The organism is Kribbella sp. WER1, assembly GCF_054189145.1.
Genome location: NZ_CM135186.1, coordinates 1,157,714 through 1,176,140, shown reverse-complemented (window position 1 = coordinate 1,176,140; position 18,427 = coordinate 1,157,714). Strand labels below are relative to the sequence as shown.

Here is an 18,427-nt window from a genome sequence, read left to right as displayed (position 1 = left end):
CCGCTGGTCCGGCGGCCCTTCGTGGCGTCGGCGCTGGTGGCCGGTGCGGTGGCACCCGACCTGCTGTACGTCGGCGCGATCTACCGGGTCGCCACGCAGTACATCAATGGGAACTTCACGCTGACACTGACGCATAAGTTCACGTCGGCGTTCTGGCTGGACCCGTTGCTGGCGTTGCTGCTCGTCCTGGTGTTCAACGTCGTCCTAAAGCGGCCTTTGATCGCACTGGCGCCGCCTGCGTTGGCTGCGCGGCTACCTGTCTCTTCGTTGCGTGTTCCTGGGGTCAAGGTCCTGCTTTGGACGGTGCTGTCCGCTGTTGTCGGCGCGTTGACCCATGTCGTGTGGGACTCCTTCACGCACGGCGACGGGTACTTCGTCCGCCGGTACCCGGGCGTCTTCGGCGACATCAACCGGCCGCTGCAGTACGTGAGTACGCTCGCCGGCTGCCTGATCCTCGCGATCTGGCTGTACCGCTGGTACCGGCGTACCCCTGCCACGGTCACCGCGCGTGACAAGCTGCCGGCTTGGGTGCGGTACGTCGTACTCGGAGCGCTCGTGCTGTTCGCGGTGGTCGGCGCGGTCGTCGAGCTCAGCCGGGTCGACGGCGGCCTGGCAGGGGAGACCGCCGTCCGCGTGGTGCTCTCCGGCCTCGTGTACGGCGGCCTGGCCGCCCTCGGCTGGTACGTCGTCCTGTGGCACCTGGGCCGGCTCCGCCACCTCGCCCGTCCGTCGTGATGCTACGGATGGGACCGTGTGATCGGCGTGTGACACGTGGGACTCGTGGGGTAGTCGGGGTAGCCTGAGGAATATGGCGACCCGCACGTCTTCCCCGGCGCGGGCGCAGAAGTCAGCAGCCAAACGGCCGAGCACGGCCCGTTCGGCCGCTGGTGGACGCCCCCGTCCGTCAGGCGCCCAGAAGCGTGGGCAGAGTTCGAAACGCGGTGGAACCTCTGCCGCGCGGACCAGCACGCCCAAGAACAGCGGACCGGGCCCGTTCGCGGCCGCCATGCTCGCTCTCGGTCGTGGAGTGATCAAGGTCTGGATCGGCATCGCGCACCTGCTCGGCAGCATGGTGCGGGGGATCGGTCACAGCGCCCGCGACCTGGAACCGGAGCACCGCCGCGACGGCGCCGGGCTGTTCCTGATCGGCCTCGCGATGGTCGTCGCCGCCGCGATCTGGTGGGACCTGCCCGGATCGGTCGGCAACGGCGTCCGGACGGTCGTCGGCGGCAGCATCGGCATGCTCGGCTGGGCCCTGCCGCTGATGCTGGTCGTCATCGCGGTCCGCACGCTGCGGCACCCGGACCGCAACGGCCCGGCCGGCCGCCAGGTGATCGGCTGGACGGCGATCTGCCTCGGCGTACTGGGCCTGATCCACATCGCGAACGGCCTGCCCCGGCCGAACAACCCCGCCGACGGCCCGCTCCGGGACGCCGGCGGCGCGATCGGGTACTTCATCTCGTCGTTCCTGTCCGACCTGCTCACGCAGTACGTCGCCGCGCCGCTGCTGGTGCTGCTGTCGATCTTCGGCGCACTGGTCGTCACCGGGACCCCGGTGTACGCGATCCCGCTGCGGTTCCGGGCGGCGTTCGACGTACTGATGGGCCGCACCGAGCTGCCCGCGGACGCGCCGTCCGTCCAGGCCGCGCCGACCGACGACACCGTCCGGCTGACCCGCAAGCAGCGCCGCGCGAAGGCCGAGCTCGAGGAAGAGGACGGCGACCCGACGGTCAAGCCGTACGACTCGCCGATCCTGAAGGACGAGCCGAAGCGCGGCCGCAAGACGAAGGCCAAGCCGGCCGAGGAAGAGCCGTACGACGAGAGCCCCGCCTTCGAGCCGCCCTCCGAGCCCGTGTTCGAGGCGCCGGCCGCGGCGAGCCCGGAGCCCCCGGCGGCGCTCGAGCCGCCGCCGCACACCCCGCTACCGCAGCGCGTCGAGCAGCTCAGCCTGTCCGGCGACATCACGTACACGCTGCCGGACGGGCAGATGCTCAGCCCCGGCTCGGTGCACAAGGCCCGGACCAAGGCGTCCGACCAGGTCGTCGACCGGCTCACCGAGGTGTTCGAGCAGTTCGGCATCGACGCCCAGGTCACCGGCTACACCCGCGGCCCGACGGTCACCCGGTACGAGGTCGAGCTCGGCGCCGCGGTCAAGGTCGAGAAGGTCACCGCGCTGTCGAAGAACATCGCGTACGCGGTGGCGTCGGCCGACGTCCGGATCCTGTCGCCGATCCCGGGCAAGTCCGCGATCGGCATCGAGATCCCGAACACCGACAAGGAGACCGTCAGCCTCGGCGACGTGATCCGGTCCGCGACCGCGCGCAACGACCACCACCCGATGGTGGCCGGCCTCGGCAAGGACGTCGAAGGCGGCTTCGTGGTCGCGAACATGGCGAAGATGCCGCACCTGCTGGTCGCCGGTGCGACCGGATCCGGCAAGTCGTCGTTCGTGAACTCGCTGATCACCTCGATCCTGATGCGGGCCACGCCCGACGAGGTGCGGATGATCCTCGTCGACCCGAAACGGGTCGAGCTGAACAACTACGAGGGCATCCCGCACCTGATCACGCCGATCATCACCAACGCCAAGAAGGCCGCCGAGGCGCTGCAGTGGGTCGTCCGCGAGATGGACATGCGGTACGACGACCTCGCCGCGTTCGGGTTCCGGCACGTCGACGACTTCAACAAGGCGGTCCGGGCCGGCAAGGTGAAGCCCCCGCCCGGGTCCGAGCGCGTGCTGTCGCCGTACCCGTACCTGCTGGTGATCGTCGACGAGCTCGCCGACCTGATGATGGTCGCGCCGCGCGACGTCGAGGACTCGATCGTCCGGATCACCCAGCTGGCCCGGGCCGCAGGTATCCACCTGGTGCTCGCCACCCAGCGGCCCTCGGTGGACGTCGTCACCGGTCTGATCAAGGCCAACGTGCCGTCCCGGCTGGCGTTCGCGACCTCGTCGCTGGCCGACAGCCGGGTCATCCTCGACCAGCCCGGCGCGGAGAAGCTGGTCGGTCAGGGTGACGGCCTGTTCCTGCCGATGGGCGCGAGCAAGCCGATGCGGATCCAGGGCGCCTGGGTCACCGAGAACGAGATCCACGTCGTCGTCGAGCACTGCAAGGAGCAGCTGCAGCCGACGTACCGCGAGGACGTCACCGCGGCGCCGGGCCCGAGCAAGGACCTGGACGACGAGATCGGCGACGACCTCGACCTGGTCGTGCAGGCGGCCGAACTGATCGTTTCCACCCAGTTCGGCTCCACGTCGATGCTGCAGCGTAAGCTCCGCGTCGGTTTCGCCAAGGCCGGCCGGCTGATGGACATCCTGGAAAGCCGCGGCGTCGTCGGCCCCAGCGAAGGTTCGAAGGCCAGGGACGTCCTGGTCAAACCCGACGATCTAGAGGACTTCATCAGCACCCTCCGAGGAGAGTGAGACGTGACCGCCGCGAGCGCACTGCCCAGGCAGGACCGATTCGACGGGGACCCGGCGCCGACGCCGTTCACCGTTCGCGCCTCCCAGAAGGTGCACGGCGGCCTCGCCGTCGGCGCCGGACTGGTCGCGCTCGGCTTCGCGGCATCCGGCTCGACCAGCGCGACCGGCATCCTGCGCTGGATCGTGGCGGCCGCGTTCGCCGTCCTGGCCGTGGTGTGCGCCCGCGCGCTCACGGTCGGGGACATGCTGGTGGCCGACGACGTCGGCATCCGGCTGCGCATCCGGAACGAGTGGGTGGGTACCCGGTGGGAAGACATCGAAGAGGTGACGGTGCTGCAGCGCCGGCATCCGCTCGACGACGGGCGGATCGCCGTACATCTGCAGGATCCCGGGCCGATCCTCGGTGCACTGCCGAGTTCGACCCGCAAGACAACCGATGCGAACCGCCGACTGACGGGATCGTCACTCGCGATACCGTTCGGGTTGACGGCGCGGCCGTCGAACGGGGAAGTGGTGCAGGCGCTGCACATGCTGGCCGACGCCAGGTGTCCGGTGAGGGAACAACTCTGACTCGCCCGTGACCCCGTCGTACCAAGGCCGTTGACATGGTGTCCACAGGGACGTCGACGGTCTGTTTGCCGATGACCTGCAGCGCGGAGAAGGAGAGGACGGTGGGGACGTGAGCATCGGCAGCCAGCTCACGGCGGCCCGCGAGCGGGCCGACATGACGATCGAGCAGCTGAGCGCCGCGACCCGGATCAGAACCGGGTTGCTGATCGCCATGGAGGCCGACGACTTCTCCCGGTGCGGCGGGAACTTCTACGCCCGTGGGCACATCCGGGCGATCGCCCGCGTGGTGAAGGCCGACCCGGCCCCGCTGCTTGCCACCTTCGACGCCGAACACGCCGTCGAGGAGGAGAAGTCGCGCCGCGAGGAACGCGCCGCGGTCAAGAGCCCGACCCTCCGCCCGGCCCGCCCGCGCTGGGCCCTCGTGGTCGGCGCGATCCTGGTCATCCTGATGGGCTGGGGGATGGTCCGCCTCTTCACGCTCCCCAGCGACATCGAGGCCAACGCCTCCAAGACCGCAACCACCTCGGCGACTGTCACCACCCCCACCCCGAAGCCGACGCCCCAGCCGACCGTGCAGCCGACGAAGAAGCCGCACACCCCGAAGCCGCCGGTCCTCAGGACCGAGCTGACCATGACGGCCAAGAACGACGGCACCTACCTCACGGTCCGCGACCGAACCGACCGCAAGATCTTCCAGGGCAAGCTCAGCCCCGGCATCGCCCAGTCCGTCACCAGCGCCGGCGACATCCGCGTCCAGGTAGGCAACCCGGGCAATCTGATCGTCGTCCTGAACGGCAAACGCGTCCCCACCAACCTCACCAAGTTCACCGCGCATCCGAACGGCACGCTCAGCAAGACCCAGTAACCCCAGTAACCCCAGTAACCACTGCTGCTGCGGGCGTCGCCGAGCCGGGTTTCGGGGCTGCCGAGTTAGGTGCGGACGTACACGGCGCGTCATACTCGTGGGGATGACTACGCCACCCACCACCGTCGCCCTGGTCACGCTGGGCTGTGCCCGCAACGATGTCGACTCCGAGGAGCTGGCCGGCCGGCTCGAAGCCGGCGGTTTCCGCCTCGTCGACGACGCCGCCGAGGCGGACACGGTGGTGGTGAACACCTGCGGCTTCGTCGAGGCCGCGAAGAAGGACTCCGTCGACACCCTCCTGGCCGCCGCCGACTACAAGGACTCCGGCCGCACCCAGGCGGTCGTCGCCGTCGGCTGCCTCGCCGAGCGCTACGGCGAACAACTCGCCGAAGCCCTCCCCGAAACCGACGCCGTCCTCAGCTTCGACGACTACACCGACATCTCCGCCCGCCTCCGCTCCATCCTGGCCGGCACCAAACACCAGCCCCACGTCCCCCAAGACCGCCGCAAACTCCTCCCGCTAGCCCCCGCCGACCGCCACTCCGCCCCCACCACCCCCCTCCCCGGCCACGGCGCCACAACCACCCCCACGGCCACGAGCGCCACGGCCACGAGCGACACGGCCACGAGCGACACGGCCACGAGCGACACGGCCACGAGCGACACGGCCACGGGTGCGACTGCAGCGGGTGCGACCACGGCAGACGTCACCCCCGCAGACACCACCCACACGAGCACGTCCACCACCCCCACCGACGAGACCTCCGCGTCCGCCTCCGCGCGCTCCACCGAGCACGGCCACCCGGCGCCCGCAGATGCCCCGCCCGCGACCTCGGCCACCACCGCAACCTCGCGCGCCACCGCCACCTCCGGCGACTCCGCCGCGACCGCGCGTGCTGCGGCCTCGGGTGCGGCAGCACTCGCCAGCGGAGCCGTCCTCGGTGACCACATCCCCGCCGCTCTCCGCCCCGCCGGCTCGCCGGCCCCCGCGGAACTCAAGGGCCGCTTCGTCACCGGCGCCCCCGAAGAGCTGAAGATCGACGCCCCCGACCTCGCCACCGCACCCGCCAGCGGCCCGCGCGTCATGCGCCGCCGCCTCGACGGCGGCCCGATGGCCCCGCTGAAGCTCGCCTCCGGCTGTGACCGCCGCTGCGCCTTCTGCGCCATCCCGATGTTCCGCGGCGCCTTCATGTCCCGCCGCCCCGCCGAAGTACTCCGCGAGGCCGAATGGCTCGCCGACAACGGCGTCCGCGAACTCTTCCTGGTCTCCGAGAACTCCACCTCGTACGGCAAGGACCTAGGCGACCTCCGCCTCCTCGAAACCCTCGTCGGCGAGATCGCCAAGGTCCCTGGCATCACCCGCGTCCGCGTCTCCTACCTCCAGCCCGCCGAGATGCGCCCCACCCTGATCGCCGCGATGACCGCCACTCCCGGCGTCGTCCCGTACTTCGACCTCTCGTTCCAGCATGCCTCCGGCCCGCTCCTGCGCCGTATGCGCCGCTTCGGCGACGCCGAACGCTTCCTCGAGCTCATCGCCCAGGTCCGCGCCGCCGCCCCGACCGCCGGCATCCGCAGCAATGTGATCGTCGGCTTCCCCGGCGAGACCGACGAGGACGTCGACATCCTCTGCGACTTCCTCTCCCGCGCCGGCCTGGACGCGATCGGCGTCTTCGGCTACTCCGACGAGGACGGCACCGAGGCCGAGACGTACGACGGCAAACTCGACGAGGACACCATCGCCACCCGCCTCGACCGAGTCACCCGCCTAGCCGAAGACCTCACCTCCTCCCGCGCCGAGTCCCGCATCGGCGAACTCCTCGAGGTAATCCTCGAATCCCTCGACCCCGAAGACGCCTCCGACGCCAACGCCTCCGACGCCGTCGCCACCGCCGCCGTTTCTGCCGACGCTGCCACCGCCGACACCGACGCCACCGCCGACGCCGACGCCACCGCCGACACCGACGCCACCGCCGACACCGACACCGACACCGACGCCACCGCCGACGCCGACGCCTCAGCCCCCGCGTCCGGCGCCTCCGCCGCATCCCGCAGCGCCGAGGGCCGCGCCGCACACCAGGGCCCTGAGGTCGACGGCATCACCACGGTCACAGGCCTTCCGGAAGGAATCCGGGTAGGAGATCTGGTCTCCGCGAAGGTGGTCGCAAGCGACGGCGTCGACCTGATCGCCGAGTTCGCGGCACTCGTGAGCACCCCGGACACCCGCCCGGCAGTTAACCTGACCGCGTGACCAACCCGCCACCGAACTCGGCACCGCGCGCAACCGGCGGCCAACTCCACGCGCCCAGCGCCTGGAACCTGCCGAACGCGCTCACCGTGCTCCGGCTGGTCCTGGTACCCCTCTTCGTCTGGCTCCTGCTCCGCGACGGCGGCCACGTAACCGGCGACCGCCTCCTCGCCACCGCCGCGTTCGTGGTCGCGATCGTCACGGACCGCTTCGACGGCGACATCGCCCGCCGCTGGAACCTGGTCACGAACTTCGGCAAGATCGCCGACCCGATCGCGGACAAGGCCCTCACCGGCGCAGCCTTCCTTGGCCTCTCCTACCTGGGCGAACTCCCGTGGTGGGTCACCATCCTCGTCATGGTCCGCGAATGGGGCGTCACCGCCCTCCGCTTCTGGGTCATCCGCCACGGCGTCATGCCCGCCAGCCGGGGCGGCAAACTCAAAACCGTCCTTCAGGCAATCGCCCTCGGCCTCTACCTCCTCCCATGGCACCACCTGGCCGTCCTCCACTGGCTCGCCGTAGCCATCATGACGGCCGCCGTCCTGGTAACTGTCGCCACCGGCATCGACTACCTCTCCCGAGCCCTCCACCTCCGCGCCGCCGCCAAACGCCCCCTCCCATAACCCACAGCGGCCGACCGCTTGGCCTCACCCGCCTCGCGTCACCCGCCGGCACGAACCACTGGGCCGGCTTACAACTGAGGGCCTCTAGCCCAACTTGCAAAGCAGCGGACGCTTAACCGGCAGGTTGTAGGTTCGAGTCCCACAGCCCCGCTCGATCAGCCGGGGCAAGTGCGTCTAGCCTGCTCAGCTCGGCTGGCCGATCGGTGCCGCAGCCTCGCTGGGCAACCGAGCGACTGATCCCGCGCTTCCAGCCAACCCGACGTACCCGCTGGCGGGTAGCCACCGGGCCGCTCAACCCCTTCGACGCACTCCGTCGCCGAGCCGACGATCCGCCGAGCCGACCAGCGCCGACCCGGCCAGCGCCGAGCCGATCAGCGCGGAGCCAGCGCCGAGCCGGCCAGCGCCGGGCCGATCAGCGCCGAGCGTTGGTGGTCGGACGACCGAGCTGTGCGGGCGTACGCCGGTCCGCTCGACCAACGGGGCTGCTACGAGCACGTCGGAGCTCGGCAAACCGTCCGGCATGTGATCGTCGGGTCCTGTTCTACTCGCCGGCTGTCAGCGGGGGAGAAGCACTACGTGTCGGCGAGCCAAGCGAGCATTTCGCCGCGGAGCCAGCAGCGGCCGACGGCGGTTGTGTGGAGGGACGAATGGTCGAACACGCTGACGCCGAGGATGCTGTGACCTGACGCTCGTCGGTCGCCGTATGTCGGGATGCCCGGCGCCACGCCGACTCCCTCGACGGACACCCATGCCACCGGTCGGTGGGTCGCCGCCCCGTCGAGTGTCTGCAGGAAGCGCAGTCGTTCCTCGAGGCTCATGCTGGAGAGCACCCAGGTCGTCATCACCACAGGCAGTACGCCGTCCGGTACCCGTGCAATCGCTTCCGGTAGTACGTCGAGTACCTCGCCTGACATCAGCTCCGGCGGATCTGCCGCCGCCAGCGCCAGCTCGGCCTCGAGGCGTGCCAATCGCTCTACCTGATCCGGCGGTACACAAGCGCGCAGCCACCGCGCCTCGTCCGGGTTGGTCACATCGACTAGCTGATCGCCAACGGCGATCCGAGCTGCGACGTCTGGAATCGCCGTCGTCGGCAGCCGACCGTCGCCAACGACGGAGGCGGAGACCTGCGCCGCGGAGTCTGGATCTCCCAGCGACTGCCCGTTGCCGTATGTGATGCCGACCCGGTCCATCACGAGGTTGAGCCCGGCCGATCGCCCGACGTCGATGATGCCAACCGCGCCGGCGCCGACTCGTCGCGCGGTCTCGGCAAGCATCGGGTACAGCAGGGCATGCCGACCGCTCTCGTCGTTCCGAACTTTCCGGCCCGCGGCCCTCTGCAGTATCAGTTCCCCCATCTCAGCCATCACCTCAGCTGCCACGTCCGCAGCCGATACGACATCGGTCGCTGTGAGGGCGGGGGACTGGCCGGCGAGGGCTGTGTCGTGCAGGGCGGCGAGGATCAGGCTTGGATGGCGGCTGCGGGGTGGGGCTGTTTCGATCACGCGGAGAGCTTTGTCGGACTCGCTCAGTGCGGTCGCGATGTGTGCGTAGAGGCCCGAGCCCTTCGCTGCCTCGGTCTCACCGAAGCGTCGGTAGACCTCGGCGAGCCTTCGCCCGCGCCCTCGGGCTCCCACGGTCCCACTCGAACCTGGCATTTCATGGAGTCTAGCCACGCGACGACGCGAGTCGAGCTGACGATGTCGCTGGTGCACGGGGATCGGCTCCTGGTGTTGAGTACAGGTACAGGTTGCGACGTGGAGGTGGCGGGTGGCTGAGGACGGGGTCGGTGCGGCGGTCGGGCGGTTGGTGGAGCTGTTGCTGGAGCGGCGCGTGACGCTGGCCACGGCTGAGTCGTTGACGGGTGGGATGGTCGGTGCGGTTCTGACGGATGTGCCGGGGGTGTCGGCTGTGTATCGGGGTGGCGTGGTGGTTTACGCGACCGACCTGAAGGCCAAGCTTGCCGGTGTGCCGGACGAGCTGCTGGCCGCTGTGGGGCCGGTGCACCCGGACACGGCTGCTGCATTGGCCAGCGGTGTGCGGGAGCGTCTGGAGGCCGACTACGGCCTCGCGACGACCGGTGTGGCCGGACCGGACCCGCAGGCTGGCATCGAGGCGGGGACGGTGTACGTCGCGGCGGCCGGACCACGGTCGGTGCAGGTACGGAAGCTCCAGTTGTCGGGGGACCGGACAGCCGTCCGGCAGGGGAGCGTCCAGGCCGTCCTGGAACTGGGAGCGGCAGTTGTGGCGGAAGAACTCGACTGATCGAGGTGTTGGGACCAGCATGGTGACAGGTAAGGCAGACTTGCGCGGCGCACCGAAGGTGGACATTGCGAGGGGTAGTGACCCAGCAACAGGTACCGTTGGTTCCTACGGTCGAGCTACCGTGCGGGTAGACACGGCTGGACAGGCGGAAGGGAGAAACCTCATGGTGCTGGTTCGTGGCCTGCTGGGCGACGTGCTGCGGCGTAAGCGGCTGCGCCAGGGGCGCACTCTGCGCGAGGTATCCGCCGACGCCCGCGTCAGCCTCGGCTACCTGTCGGAGGTCGAGCGCGGTCAGAAGGAAGCCTCCAGCGAGCTGCTGGCGGCGATCTGCACGGCACTCGAGGTGCCGTTGTCGACGGTCTTTGCCGAAGTGAGCCAAGACTTGGCCCGCGAAGAGGCGCTCGTGCTGGCGCACCCGACAATCGAGCCGGAGGTCGTGGCCTCGGCGGCCTGACCCGGTACTCACCGGACACCCCGGTCGGGAGCTTGCCCGTTGCCGACGGGCTGCATGAGCGCGATCCGGCTCGGCCAAACAAGCTGGAGCGCGGGCACGGGAGGATCCCCTGGTCGGCGGTACATTGCGTTGGCCAGATACAGGTGGATCTCCGAGTCGGGGAACCGCAACAGCCCGGCCGTGTGAGGCGGCGGAAAGTACGCCGACAGGTCGTCACCCTCGTCGAACTCGGTGCCCTCGAGCACCGCCCAAGCCAGCGGCTTGAGGCTGAGGTACGCGTAACAGGGCTCGCTCTCGAAGACGATGATCTCCGGATGCTGGTACTGGCTGAGGCCGACCGTGTACCCGAATCCAGGGTTCCGGCTGCCCTCGCCGGGGATGTACGTCATCGTCCAGCCGTAGGTCCGGATGTTGTCCTCGACCCACCGTGCGTAGTCGTCGCCGCTCATGTTGCCGCAGCAGTTGCGCATCACCATCTCCTTTCGATCGAACAGTTGTTCGATGTGTCAGAGAAGGTATCCGGGTTCTGCCGCCGCGAGGGAGTTGTCCACAGGGCAGTTTCGGCCGGCGGATCAGCTTTCGGGTTGGCAGGTCGGGCACCAGTAGCTGACGCGCTCCCGAGTCGGTTCGCCGAGGGATGCGGTGCGGATCGTCGTACCGCATCGGCGGCACGGTTTGCCGGCGCGTTCGAACACCCAGGTGCGTTGACCGGGGCGATCCACGCCCGTACTCACCTGCGTGCCGTTCCGTACGTTGGCCTTGAGCAGCTTCCGGCTGAGATCGACCGCGGCCGGTACGTCGACGTTCGCGACCGGGCACCACGGGTGCAGGCCGAGCAGGAAGCTGACCTCGGTCCGGTAGAAGTTGCCGATCCCGGCGAGGTTGCGCTGGTCGAGCAAGGCCTCGCTGATGGTCCGATCGGGGTCCGACTGGACGTTCGCGATCGCCACCTCGCGGTCGAACGACGGTGACAGCAGATCCGGCCCGAGATGCCCGACGACGCTGTCCTCGTCAACGGTGGCGACGAGATCCAGGACAGGGAGCCGATACCCGACGGCGGTCCACGGATCTGTCTCGAGCACGGCGCGGATCTCGTGTGTCGGCCCGCCGCGCCAGTGCTCACCAGGACGGTAGAGATGCCAGCTGCCGTCCATCCGGAAGTGGCTGTGCAGCGTCAGCCCGCCGGACAACCGCATCAAGATGTGCTTGCCGCGCGCGACGACCTCCAGAACGGTCCGTCCGCTCAGGTCGGTCGTGGCCAGCGACGGCACCCGGAAGTCCGTCCGGACGAGCTCCTGCCCGGCGAGCAACTTGTTCAGCCGTTTGCACGCCCTCCAGACCGTGTCTCCTTCCGGCATCTCTTCACGCCCGGAGCCGCAGACCGCGCGGCGTCGCGTGGAAGCCGGCCTTCGCCAGCGCGTCCCCGAACGCCGTGTGCCGAACCTGCTCGCCGTCGGCTGTCTCCACGCTCAACTTGCCCAGCTGACCGTCCCGGATGGACAGCGCCAACGCATCGACGGCGGGCTGCAGCAGATCGGAGTCCTCGGTGAAACTCAGCACGGTCCGTCCACCGCGTTCGACGTACACGATCAGCTGGCCGTCGACCATCACGACCAATGCGCCGGCCTTCCGTCCCGGGCGATGCCCGCCCGCGTTTTCGCGCTCGGGCCACGGCAATGCCGCGCCGTACGGGTTCGCAGGATCAGAGGCGGCGAGGACGACGGCCCGCACGGTCACGTCGTCGTCCTTGCGGCTCCGGCCGGATCCACGGGGGCCTGGTGGTCCGGGCCTCCGCTCGGGCTCCACGGTAGGAAGCTCCGCGAGCGCACGCAGTCGGTCGACCGCGCCCGGCAACGCGAACTGCGCCGCGCCCAATCCCGCGACGAAGTACCCGCGCCGGCACCGCCCCGACTCCTCGAACGCGCTCAGCACCTTGTAAACCGCCGCAAACCCACCAGGCGTCCGCTCCGTGATGACCGAGCCCCGCGTCACGATGCCGTACCGGTCCAGCAGCGTCTCGGCCGCGGCATGTGCCCGCCGGGTCGCGTCCGAACTACGGGCCGGAAGCAACGACCACCGCCCGCCGGCCGTCGGCGGTCCGCCCCGCGCCGGCATCGACGGCCGCCCGGGGCGAATCGGCCGCCCGGGCCGCGCGCGTGGCGTCGCACGGCGGGCTCGATGACTGCCACGGCCGCCGCTGACGAGTGATCGGACCGGCGTCAAGGTGTCGTTCGTGAGATGACCGGCCCAGACGAGATCCCACAGCACGCTGACCAGCGCCTCGTCGTCGACAACGCCGGACGTCGATCCAATCACGTCGCTCAACTGCCGGAAGAAGAACGCGCCACCACCCGACAAGGCATCCAGCACCGCCTGATGTGTGTCGCCCAGCTCGAACGCAGGATCCGGATCAGGCAAGGTCAGATCGCAGTTGTCCGCCAGATGCAGCGACACCCACCCGTCCGTACCGGGCAGCGAACCCGAGCCGGCCCACACCACTTCGCCCGTCGCCGTCAGCTCGTCCAGCATCGACGGCTGGTACCCCGGAACCCGCGAAGGCAGCACGATCGACTCGAGCGCCGAAGCCGGCACCGCACATCCGGCGAGCTGCTCGACGGCACCGAGCAGTACGTCGTACCCGCGCCCGCGGCTGCTCGTGATCCCTTGCCACGCGGGCAGGAACCGGGCCAACGCGGACGGATCGACCGGCTCGACCTCCTTCCGCAACGCGGCCAGCGACCGCCGACGCAGCAGCCGGAGCACCTCGCTGTCGCACCATTCCAGGGCGATCCCGCCCGGCAGGAACTCGCCCTCGACAACCCGCCCGGCCGCGCCCAGCCGCCGCAACGCCTCGCTCACGACCGCGACACCGATCCCGAGATGCGTCGCGAGATCGATCGCCCGGAACGGCCCGTGCGTCCGCGCGTACCGAGACACCAGGTCGCCGAGCGGATCCGCGACCGGCTCGGCATGCGCCTCCGCGACACCCGGTGGCAGCGGTACGCCGAGAGCGTCGCGCAGCCGCGCCACGTCTTCGACGACGGCCCATCGGTGCTCGCCCGCGATACGCACCCGGACGACGCGCCGCGCCGCCGCGAGCGACGTCAGCCACGTCTCCGCATCCGAACCGTCGACGCAGCGCTGCGTCGCTTCCGGCAGCGACAATGGCCCGACGATCCGCAGTACGTCGAACAAACCCTCGGCGTCCCGCGCCCGGCGGTCTTCGGCCAGGCGCTGCAGCTCAGCCTCGGTGCGCAGCACGACTTCCGCGTCGAGCAGCTCCCGCAGCTCGGTCCGCCCGAGCAACTCGGCCAGCAGGCTCTGATCCAGCGCCAGCGCCGCCGCGCGCTTCTCGGCGAGCGGGCTGTCGCCCTCGTACATGAACGCGCCCACATAACCGAACAACAAGGACTTGGCGAACGGCGACGCTTCGGTCGTCTCGACCTCGACGACCGAGATCCGGCGCTCGCTGATCCCGGTCAGCAGATCCTTCAACGCGGGCAGGTCGTACACGTCCTGGAGGACCTCGCGCAGCGTCTCGAGCACGATCGGGAACGAGCCGAACTTGCTGGCCACACTGAGCAGTTGCGACGCCCGCTGCCGCTGCTGCCACAAGGGTGATCGCCGTCCCGGATTGCGCCGCGGCAGCAGCAACGCCCGCGCCGCGCACTCCCGGAACCGGGCCGCGAACAACGCCGACCCACCGACCTCGGTCGTCACCAGATCCTCGATGTCCGCCGGATCGAACAGCACCAGATCCGCACCCGGTGGCGCCTCGTCGGTCTCCGGCAATCGCAGTACGATCCCGTCGTCACCCGAGACCGACTGCGCATCCATCCCGTACCGATCGCGGAGCCGCGCGGCGATCGCCAGCGCCCACGGACCGTGGACCTGACCGCCGTACGGCGAATGCACGCAGACCCGCCAGTCGCCGAGCTCGTCGCGGAACCGCTCCACCACGATCGTCACGTCGTCCGGAACCCGGCCGGTCGCGTCGCGCTGCTCGGCGAGATACGACACAAGGTTGTTGGCGGCGTACTCGTCGAGGCCTGCGGTCCGCGCCCGCTCGATCGCCTTGCCGCTCGACAACGACGCCATCTTGCGGACGAACGCACCGGTCGCGGCGCCGAGCTCGGCCGGACGCCCGACCGCATCGCCCTTCCAGAACGGCAGCCTGCCGGGCTGACCCGGAGCGGGGGAGACCAGCACCCGGTCGTGCGTGATGTCCTCGATCCGCCAGCTCGACGCACCGAGCGTGAACACGTCGCCGACCCGCGACTCGTACACCATCTCCTCGTCGAGCTCGCCGACCCGGTGATTGGTCGACTCGCCGACCAGGAACACCCCGAACAGACCGCGATCCGGAATCGTCCCGCCGCTGGTCACCGCCAGCCGCTGGGCGCCAGGGCGGCCGGAGATCTCGCCGCTCACCCGGTCGAACACGATCCGCGGCCGCAGCTCCGCGAACTCGTCCGACGGATAACGGCCGGACAGCATGTCGAGCACCCCGTCGTACGCCGATCTCGGCAGCGTGGCGAACGGGGCGCAGCGGCGGACCAGGGCAAAGAGCTCGTCGACGTCGACCGCGTCGAGGGACACGATCGACACGATCTGCTGGGCGAGGACGTCGAGCGGATTCGCCGGGATGTGCAGGCTCTCGATCAGGCCCTCCCGCATCCGCTGCACGACGACCGCGGTGTCGATCAGGTCGCCACGGAACTTCGGGAACAGCACGCCCCGGGACACCGCGCCGACCTGGTGTCCGGCACGACCGACACGCTGCAGCCCGCTCGCGACGGAAGGCGGAGCCTCGACCTGGATCACCAGATCCACGGCGCCCATGTCGATGCCCAGCTCGAGGCTGCTGGTGGCAACCACGCAAGGCAGCCGACCGGACTTCAGGTCGGCCTCGATCAGCGCCCGCTGCTCCTTGCTGACCGATCCGTGATGAGCGCGGGCGATCAACGGCGGCGCCGCGAGCGAGCCACCCGACTGCGCCATCAGTTGCGCCGGCGAACCAAGCTCTTGCAGCTCCAGCTCGGCACGCTCGGCGGCGATCTCGTTCAGCCGGGCGGTCAGTCGCTCGGCCAGGCGGCGCGAATTCGAGAAGACGATCGTCGAGCTGTGCTGACTGATCAGGTCGAAGACCTGCTCCTCCACATGCGGCCAGATCGAGGCATGCTGCTGCGGCCCGGCTGCCGAACCGGATGACTCCACCTCGGTCGCGGCCAGCTCGGCCATGTCCTCGACCGGGACGACGACGCTCAGCTCCCACTGCTTCGTGAACTTGGGCTGCACGACCGTGACCGCCCGCTCACCGCCGAGGAACCGCGCGACCTCCTCGACCGGACGGACCGTCGCGGACAGACCGATCCGCTGGGCCGGCTTGGGCAGCAGCTCGTCGAGCCGCTCGAGTGTCAGCGCCAGGTGCGCGCCACGCTTCGTCCCGGCGACCGCGTGCACCTCGTCGACGATGACGGTCTCGACACCCCGCAACGACTCGCGACCTTGCGAGGTGAGCAGCAGGAACAAGGACTCGGGCGTGGTGATCAGTACGTCGGAGGGCCGGGTCGCGAACCGGCGGCGCTCGGCGGCAGGGGTGTCCCCGGAGCGCACCGCGACCTCGACCTCGATCGGCGCCTCACCCAGCCGGCGCGCAGTCTCGCGGATGCCGATCAGCGGGGCGCGTAGGTTGCGCTCGACGTCGACCGCGAGCGCCTTGAGCGGCGACACGTACAGCACGCGGCAGCGCAGCTTCGGGTCGTCCGGCGGCGGAGTCGTGGCCAGCCGGTCCAGCGCCCACAGGAAGGCGGCCAGCGTCTTCCCTGAACCGGTCGGGGCGACCACCAGCGCATCCCGGCCCGCGGTGATGGCGTCCCACGCCTCGAGCTGGGCCGGGGTGGCCGCCTCGAAGACGTCGCCGAACCACGCCCGCGTCGCGGGCGAGAACCGGCTCAACGCGCTGGTCTTCTTCACGCCGACCATCTTGCCGGGTGTCGCCGACAGTTTTCACGCAGCGGTTCTGTTCGGCGCCGGTCGCCCGCTGTGAGCAGCCGCTTTCCGTCCGGTGCGCAACTTGTCCCCTTCGTCTGGAATGATCGGCCGCATGATGAACCGCGTACGCGCAGCCCTCGTGATCGTGGCCTGCCTGATCGGGTTGACCGGGTGCGTCAAGATCGACGGCGACCTCAAGGTCGGGTCGAACGAGACGGTCTCGGGCTCCATGAAGATCGGTGTGGACAAGCAGCTCCTCCAGTCCAGCGGCCAGTCCCTGGACAAGATCCGCCAGGAGATCGAGAAGAGCATCAAGTCGTCCGCGACCGAGGGCGTCACTTGCAAGTCCTACGAGGACAGCAAGTACGTCGGCTCGGACTGCACGTTCTCGAACGTGCCCTTCGACAAGATGGCCGGCGGCAGCCAGTCCGGCATCGGGTTCAGCAAGGACGGCGACAAGGTCAAGGTCGCGGTGAACGGCGGGTCGGTCGGCAGCAACCTCCCGGCCGGCAGCAGCCAGCCCGAGGTCAACGTCAAGATCACCATGCCGGGCAAGATCCTCGAGCATGACGACGGCGCCAAGGTCAGCGGCCGGACGGCGACGTACGACAGCCTCGACAAGCTGGGGAAGATCTCGCTGACCTCCGAGGCCGGCGGCGGATTCCCGATCTGGGCGCTGATCCTGATCATCGTGGTTGTGCTGCTGGCGATCGGCGCGGCGGTGTTCTTCGTGCTGCGCAGCCGTAAGGGCAAGGGACAGCAAGGCTACGGCCAGCCGTTCCCGGGGCAGTATCCGGGACAGCCTGGGCAGCCGGGGCAGTACGGCGGTCCGGGGCAGTACCAAGGGCAGCAGTACGGCCAGCCCGGCCCTGGTGGGCAGTACCCGGGTCAGCCGGGGCAGTACGGTGGCCAGCCGGGGCAGTACCCGGGCCAGCCGCAGCAGGGGCAGCCTGGGCAGGCGCCGTACGGTGGTCAGCAGCCGCAGTACCCTGGGCAGCCTCAGCAGGGGCAGTGGGGTCCGCAGCAGCCCGGACAGCAGCCGGGACAGCAGCCTGGTCAGCCGCCGCAGGGCCAGCAGTACGGTCAGCCGCCGCAGCAGCAGGGCGGTTGGGGCCAGCAAGGTGGTCAGTCGGGGCCCCAGCAGGGACAGCAGGGTGGTTGGGGACCGCCGAAGGACAATGACGGGCAGGCATGAGACTGACTGAATTCTGGGCCCGGATGGATCACCATCTCGGTCCCGCGTATGCACGGACCTGGGCGGAGACCCAGGTGGTCCAGGAACTCGGCGGCCGTACGGTCGTCGAGGCCCTGGATGACGGTGAGGCCGCCAAGGTTGTCTGGCGCGCCGTGTGGGCGCACCTCAACCTTCCGCCCAGCGAACGCTGACGCAGTACGCCGCCCGCTAGCCGGCCCAGCCGGTGTGGGCGGCCCATTCTTCTGCCGGCAGGTAGACGAGATCGCAGACCGGGTCCTTGAGGTCGCTGTAGTCGCCGATCTCCAGCCGGAGCGTCGCGGCATGCTGCTTGAAGGTGCCGTACGCCTTCGCCGTCTCTGGGTGCGCGCGCAGATAGTCGCGGAACAGGAGCGCGTAGCGCTGGTTGGCCCGGCCCGCGACCCGGATGTGCAGATTGACCCGGCGCCGGTACATCGGTTCGACCAGCATGCGTTTCACCCATTGACCCTCGTCGGTGGGCAAGCCGGGTACCGGACGGTCGCGCCGTGGCGGGCGAAGTTCCCAGTCCGCGGCGGCCATCCGTTCAGCGACGTCGTCGAGGTCGGGTTCGGCGGCGACCGTGACCTGGATGTCGAGGATGTCCTTGGCGGGCAGGCCGGGCACCGAGGTGGACCCGATGTGGTCGATCCGCTGCGCCAGCTCACCGAGCACGCCACTGATCGCGTACGCCGTCTTCTGGTACTGCGCGGGCCAGGTCTCGTCCGGCCTCACGATGACGATCCCAGTCATGCGCAGATCATCTCAGTACGGCGGTGT

The 18,427-nt window shown here is 69.7% G+C and carries 16 protein-coding genes and 1 pseudogene; 11 read left to right on the top strand and 6 right to left on the bottom strand.

Annotated features, from left to right (window positions below; translation table 11 throughout):
- Positions 1-3 precede the first annotated feature (3 nt).
- From ACXJJ3_RS05800 to pgsA, 7 genes and pseudogenes are all read left to right on the top strand, one after another.
- A complete protein-coding gene (locus ACXJJ3_RS05800) occupies positions 4-735 on the top strand; it encodes a DUF4184 family protein (protein WP_458171861.1) in 732 nt (243 codons plus the stop codon).
- A 271-nt stretch (positions 736-1,006) separates the two neighbouring features.
- The gene (locus tag ACXJJ3_RS05795) at positions 1,007-3,424 is read left to right on the top strand and encodes a DNA translocase FtsK 4TM domain-containing protein (RefSeq protein ID WP_458168903.1); all 2,418 of its coding nucleotides are present in this window, start codon (positions 1,007-1,009) and stop codon (positions 3,422-3,424) included.
- 3 nt (positions 3,425-3,427) lie between these two features.
- On the top strand, positions 3,428-3,994 hold the full coding sequence (locus ACXJJ3_RS05790; RefSeq protein WP_458168902.1) for a hypothetical protein: 567 nt from the start codon (positions 3,428-3,430) through the stop codon (positions 3,992-3,994).
- A gap of 109 nt (positions 3,995-4,103) precedes the next feature.
- Positions 4,104-4,859, top strand: a complete 756-nt coding sequence (locus tag ACXJJ3_RS05785; protein ID WP_458168901.1) for a helix-turn-helix domain-containing protein — start codon at positions 4,104-4,106, stop codon at positions 4,857-4,859.
- Between the two features lie 97 nt (positions 4,860-4,956).
- Positions 4,957-6,702: pseudogene (locus ACXJJ3_RS05780) on the top strand (MiaB/RimO family radical SAM methylthiotransferase); the annotation flags it as partial.
- Positions 6,685-7,107, top strand: coding sequence for a hypothetical protein (locus tag ACXJJ3_RS05775; RefSeq protein WP_458171860.1), 423 nt, complete (start codon positions 6,685-6,687; stop codon positions 7,105-7,107). The pseudogene ACXJJ3_RS05780 and the gene ACXJJ3_RS05775, both read left to right, overlap by 18 nt.
- Complete coding sequence (pgsA, locus tag ACXJJ3_RS05770) at positions 7,104-7,727, top strand: CDP-diacylglycerol--glycerol-3-phosphate 3-phosphatidyltransferase (RefSeq protein WP_458168900.1); 624 nt, start codon at positions 7,104-7,106, stop codon at positions 7,725-7,727. Before ACXJJ3_RS05775 ends, pgsA begins: the two co-directional genes overlap by 4 nt.
- Before the next feature lie 291 nt (positions 7,728-8,018).
- Here the strand turns inward: pgsA and ACXJJ3_RS05765 are convergent, their stop codons facing one another.
- The gene (locus ACXJJ3_RS05765) at positions 8,019-8,249 is read right to left on the bottom strand and encodes a hypothetical protein (protein ID WP_458168899.1); all 231 of its coding nucleotides are present in this window, start codon (positions 8,247-8,249) and stop codon (positions 8,019-8,021) included.
- Between the two features lie 50 nt (positions 8,250-8,299).
- A complete protein-coding gene (locus tag ACXJJ3_RS05760; protein WP_458168898.1) occupies positions 8,300-9,382 on the bottom strand; it encodes a DUF2332 domain-containing protein in 1,083 nt (360 codons plus the stop codon).
- 112 nt (positions 9,383-9,494) lie between these two features.
- Here ACXJJ3_RS05760 and ACXJJ3_RS05755 point away from each other — a divergent pair, with 112 nt between their 5' ends.
- On the top strand, positions 9,495-9,989 hold the full coding sequence (locus tag ACXJJ3_RS05755) for a CinA family protein (RefSeq protein ID WP_458168897.1): 495 nt from the start codon (positions 9,495-9,497) through the stop codon (positions 9,987-9,989).
- A 163-nt stretch (positions 9,990-10,152) separates the two neighbouring features.
- On the top strand, positions 10,153-10,443 hold the full coding sequence (locus ACXJJ3_RS05750) for a helix-turn-helix domain-containing protein (RefSeq protein WP_458168896.1): 291 nt from the start codon (positions 10,153-10,155) through the stop codon (positions 10,441-10,443).
- Positions 10,444-10,451: 8 nt separating this feature from the next.
- Here the strand turns inward: ACXJJ3_RS05750 and ACXJJ3_RS05745 are convergent, their stop codons facing one another.
- From ACXJJ3_RS05745 to ACXJJ3_RS05735, 3 genes are all read right to left on the bottom strand, one after another.
- On the bottom strand, positions 10,452-10,913 hold the full coding sequence (locus ACXJJ3_RS05745; RefSeq protein WP_458168895.1) for a DUF4262 domain-containing protein: 462 nt from the start codon (positions 10,911-10,913) through the stop codon (positions 10,452-10,454).
- A gap of 102 nt (positions 10,914-11,015) precedes the next feature.
- Entirely contained in the window at positions 11,016-11,801 is a 786-nt protein-coding gene (locus tag ACXJJ3_RS05740; RefSeq protein WP_458168894.1) for an Fpg/Nei family DNA glycosylase, read from the bottom strand.
- A gap of 4 nt (positions 11,802-11,805) precedes the next feature.
- Positions 11,806-16,428, bottom strand: a complete 4,623-nt coding sequence (locus ACXJJ3_RS05735) for an ATP-dependent helicase (RefSeq protein ID WP_458168893.1) — start codon at positions 16,426-16,428, stop codon at positions 11,806-11,808.
- 121 nt (positions 16,429-16,549) lie between these two features.
- Here ACXJJ3_RS05735 and ACXJJ3_RS05730 point away from each other — a divergent pair, with 121 nt between their 5' ends.
- Complete coding sequence (locus tag ACXJJ3_RS05730; protein ID WP_458168892.1) at positions 16,550-17,632, top strand: LppM family (lipo)protein; 1,083 nt, start codon at positions 16,550-16,552, stop codon at positions 17,630-17,632.
- Positions 17,629-17,823 (top strand): DUF3046 domain-containing protein, encoded by a 195-nt coding sequence (locus tag ACXJJ3_RS05725; RefSeq protein WP_458168891.1) that lies wholly within the window; start codon positions 17,629-17,631, stop codon positions 17,821-17,823. Before ACXJJ3_RS05730 ends, ACXJJ3_RS05725 begins: the two co-directional genes overlap by 4 nt.
- Positions 17,824-17,839: 16 nt before the next feature.
- On the opposite strand, the gene ACXJJ3_RS05720 is transcribed toward ACXJJ3_RS05725, so the two are convergent.
- The gene (locus tag ACXJJ3_RS05720) at positions 17,840-18,400 is read right to left on the bottom strand and encodes a GrpB family protein (protein ID WP_458168890.1); all 561 of its coding nucleotides are present in this window, start codon (positions 18,398-18,400) and stop codon (positions 17,840-17,842) included.
- Between the last annotated feature and the right edge of the window lie 27 nt (positions 18,401-18,427).

What these genes read in the sequence shown, in the direction of transcription:
- ACXJJ3_RS05725 (WP_458168891.1), top strand. Translation starts at nt 17,629, where the DNA reads ATGAGACTGACTGAATTCTGGGCCCGGATGGATCACCATCTCGGTCCC.
- ACXJJ3_RS05750 (WP_458168896.1), top strand. Translation starts at nt 10,153, where the DNA reads ATGGTGCTGGTTCGTGGCCTGCTGGGCGACGTGCTGCGGCGTAAGCGG.
- ACXJJ3_RS05735 (WP_458168893.1), bottom strand. Translation starts at nt 16,428, where the DNA reads ATGGTCGGCGTGAAGAAGACCAGCGCGTTGAGCCGGTTCTCGCCCGCG.
- ACXJJ3_RS05740 (WP_458168894.1), bottom strand. Translation starts at nt 11,801, where the DNA reads ATGCCGGAAGGAGACACGGTCTGGAGGGCGTGCAAACGGCTGAACAAG.
- ACXJJ3_RS05765 (WP_458168899.1), bottom strand. Translation starts at nt 8,249, where the DNA reads ATGCCGGACGGTTTGCCGAGCTCCGACGTGCTCGTAGCAGCCCCGTTG.
- ACXJJ3_RS05745 (WP_458168895.1), bottom strand. Translation starts at nt 10,913, where the DNA reads ATGCGCAACTGCTGCGGCAACATGAGCGGCGACGACTACGCACGGTGG.
- ACXJJ3_RS05720 (WP_458168890.1), bottom strand. Translation starts at nt 18,400, where the DNA reads ATGACTGGGATCGTCATCGTGAGGCCGGACGAGACCTGGCCCGCGCAG.
- ACXJJ3_RS05730 (WP_458168892.1), top strand. Translation starts at nt 16,550, where the DNA reads ATGATGAACCGCGTACGCGCAGCCCTCGTGATCGTGGCCTGCCTGATC.
- ACXJJ3_RS05795 (WP_458168903.1), top strand. Translation starts at nt 1,007, where the DNA reads ATGCTCGCTCTCGGTCGTGGAGTGATCAAGGTCTGGATCGGCATCGCG.
- ACXJJ3_RS05760 (WP_458168898.1), bottom strand. Translation starts at nt 9,382, where the DNA reads ATGCCAGGTTCGAGTGGGACCGTGGGAGCCCGAGGGCGCGGGCGAAGG.